Here is a 2,988-nt window from a genome sequence, read left to right as displayed (position 1 = left end):
TCAAGGCTGCCACCGCTGCCCGGATCGGGCGGGAGTTCGCCGCGAACGCCGAGGACTCACCGCACGTCATGGCCGGGCACACCACGGCCCTGCGGGTGCTGGCCGTCTTCCTGCCGTTGCAGGCGCTCACCGACGCGCTGCTCACCGCTACCCGCGGCTACAAGGCCATGCGGCCGACCGTCACCCTGGACCGCGTCCTGCGCAGCACGCTGCAGTTGCTGTGCGTCGGCGCGGCCGGGGTGGCGACACTGTGGGGCACGGCGACGTTGCCCGCGTTCGCGTTCGTCTGGGCGGTGCCGTACCTGCCGGTGGTGATCCTGGCGGCGGTCGCGTTGCGGCGCACGTACCTGGCCGGCCGGCCCGACGGCCCGCGCACCCGCCGCCGCGACCGCCGGCAGCTGCGTCGCGACTTCTGGCGGTTCACCGGGCCGCGGGCCCTGGCCAGCGTCGCGCAGCTGGCCCTGCAGCGCATCGACGTGCTGCTGGTGGCCGCCCTCGGCGGGCTGGCCCCGGCCGCGATCTACGCGGTCGCCGGCCGGTTCGTGGTGCTCATCCAGTTCGCCAACCAGGGCATCTCCCAGTCGGTGCAGCCGCGGCTGGCCGAGGCGCTGGCCGTCGGCGACCGGGACACCGCCAACCACCTCTACCAGACAGCCACCGGCTGGCTGGTCCTCGTCACCTGGCCGATCACCTTCCTGGTCATCCTGTTCGCGCCGGTCTACCTCGGACTGTTCGGCGGCGGCTACCGCAGCGGCGCCGACGTGGTGGTCGTGCTGGGCTGCGCGATGCTCGTGGCCACCGGCTGCGGCATGGTCGACATGGTGCTGGCGATGGCCGGGCGCACCTCCTGGAACCTGATCAACGTCCTGGTCGCGCTGGGCGTCACCATCGGCCTGGACATGCTGCTGATCCCCCGGTACGGCGCCCTCGGCGCCGCGATCGGGCTGGCCTGCGCGATGGTCGCCAACAACGTGCTGCCGCTGATCCAGGTGGGCCGGGCCGCCCGGCTGCACCCGTTCGGCCCCGGGACGCTGGCCGCCGCCGGGCTGTCCGTCGCCTGTTTCGGTGTCCTGCCCCGGCTCGTGACCGTCGTGGCGGGCACCGGCCCGGCCGGTATGTCGCTGGCGGTCGCGCTGGCCGTGCCTGCCTTCGCCGCCGGCGCGTGGCTGCTGCGCGGACGTCTCGGCCTCAACGCCTTCAAGCCCCGCAAGCTCACCCAGAGGAGGACCGGTTGACCACCGAATACACCAAGGTGTTCCAGGACGCCGAAGCCGTGGACAAGTACGAGCACGTCACATACGCGCCGGACAGCTACGCGTCGCGGATCAACGAGCGGCAGCAGGCGTACCTGCGCAAGCTCGTCGCCCGGGAGTTCGACACCCCGCCGGTGCAGCACGACTTCGCCTGTGGCACCGGGCGCGCCATCCGTACGCTGCACGGCCTGGTCCGGGAGGCGCACGGCTACGACACGTCCGCCGAGATGATGGCCAAGGCCGCCGAGGTGGGTTCGCAGGCGCACTGGCACCAGGTGCCGATGGACGGACCGGTGCCGGAGCCGGTGCGGGCCGGATTCCCGGCGATCGTGACGATGTTCCGGCTGCTGCTCAACGTGCACGCCGACGTGCGGGACCGGGCCATCGCGTTCGCCGCCAAGGCCCTGCCGGACGCGGCCTCCGGGCTGCTGGTGGTGGAGAACCACGGCAACGCCGGATCGCTGCGGCACCTGCGGGCCCGGCGGCACTCGGGTGAGCGCTGGTTCGCCGAGCTGTCCCACGAGGAGGTCGGCGAACTGCTCGACCGGCACGGCTTCGAGGTGATCGAGCGCAAGGGCTTCTCGATGCTGACCGAGTCGCTGGACCACAAGGTGCTGGCCCGCGCCGCCGACGCGGCGGCCCGCAAACTGCCGGGCACCGACAGCTTCGCGGTCAACGTCCTCTACACCGCCCGGCGGAAGAAGTAGCCACTGTCATGCGCCGTGTTCTCGCCCTGCTGGGCCTGCTCGTCCTCGTGCTCGCCGGCTGCACCTCGCACCGGCGGGCCGAGCCCGAGCCCACGCCGTCCCCCGACCTGACCAGTGCGCCGGTGGCCGTGGCGGTGAACCCGGGCCCGTTCGAGGCCGGGCCGTTCGAGGCGCCGGAGACCGGTGCGTACCTGGGCGCCTGGATCAAGCCGGACGCCCTGACCCATGCCGGCCGGGTCGAGGCGGTCGACGGGCTCGAGAAGGACCTCGGGCGTCCGCTCGACATCGTCAACACGTACCGGCGCTTCGACCAGATGGTCGGCACCGCGTCCGACGAGGAGTTCCTGGACACCGACGCCACGCTGATGGTCAGCTGGGCCACCGGGGACAACCGCTCGATCCTGGCCGGCGAGCACGACCGGCTGATCCGCCGGCAGGCCAAGGCGATCCGCAAGGTCAAGGAGCCGGTGCTGCTGCGGATCCGGTGGGAGATGGACCGGCCGAACCTGCGCGCCACGATGTGGTCCGGGGAGGACTACATCGCCGCGTACAAGCACATCCGGCAGATCTTCGCCGAGCAGCGGGTCAAGAACGTGTCGTGGGTCTGGTGCCCGACCGCGGAGGGCTTCATCCGCGGCGACGCGCCGGCCTTCTACCCGGGCGACGACCAGGTGGACTGGACCTGCGTGGACGTCTACGCGGGAAACCTGTTCCAGCCGATCGGGCAGCTCATGGGCCCGTTCCTGCAGTGGGCGGCGCAACGGCCCAAGCCGATCATCATCGGTGAGTTCGGGGTGGCCAAGGCGTGGGGTTCAGCCGGCCGGGCGGCCTGGCTGGCCGACGCCGAGCGCACCTTCAAGGCCAACAAGCAGATCAAGGCCGTCGTCTACTTCGAGTCCAACCCCGAGGGCAACGGGCCGAAGCAGCAGTTCCAGCTGGCCGGGGACAAACCCGCGTTCCAGCAGTTCGCCCGGCTGACCCGGGATCCGTACTTCAATCCCGAATAGGCCGCCCGCGGCCGCCGGGCG

The 2,988-nt window shown here is 71.9% G+C and carries 3 protein-coding genes; all 3 read left to right on the top strand.

Features of this window, described 5'->3' with window-relative positions; all coding sequences use genetic code 11:
- On the top strand, window positions 1–1,235 hold a 1,235-nt coding region (locus AB0C29_RS41250; RefSeq protein ID WP_360832651.1), incomplete at its 5' end, for a polysaccharide biosynthesis C-terminal domain-containing protein.
- On the top strand, window positions 1,232–1,960 hold the full coding sequence (locus AB0C29_RS41245; RefSeq protein ID WP_360832648.1) for a methyltransferase domain-containing protein: 729 nt from the start codon (window positions 1,232–1,234) through the stop codon (window positions 1,958–1,960). The genes AB0C29_RS41250 and AB0C29_RS41245, both read left to right, overlap by 4 nt.
- 8 nt (window positions 1,961–1,968) lie before the next feature.
- Complete coding sequence (locus AB0C29_RS41240; protein WP_360832645.1) at window positions 1,969–2,967, top strand: glycosyl hydrolase; 999 nt, start codon at window positions 1,969–1,971, stop codon at window positions 2,965–2,967.
- The last annotated feature ends 21 nt before the right edge of the window (window positions 2,968–2,988 follow it).

Source organism: Actinoplanes sp. NPDC048791 (assembly GCF_040650095.1).
Taxonomy (GTDB): Bacteria; Actinomycetota; Actinomycetes; order Mycobacteriales; family Micromonosporaceae; genus Actinoplanes.
The sequence above is the reverse complement of the archived record's forward strand: the minus strand, read 5'-3'. Positions and strand labels throughout refer to the sequence as shown.

Excerpts from the sequence above, each read along its gene's own strand:
- AB0C29_RS41240 (WP_360832645.1), top strand. The coding sequence starts at position 1,969 with ATGCGCCGTGTTCTCGCCCTGCTGGGCCTGCTCGTCCTCGTGCTCGCC.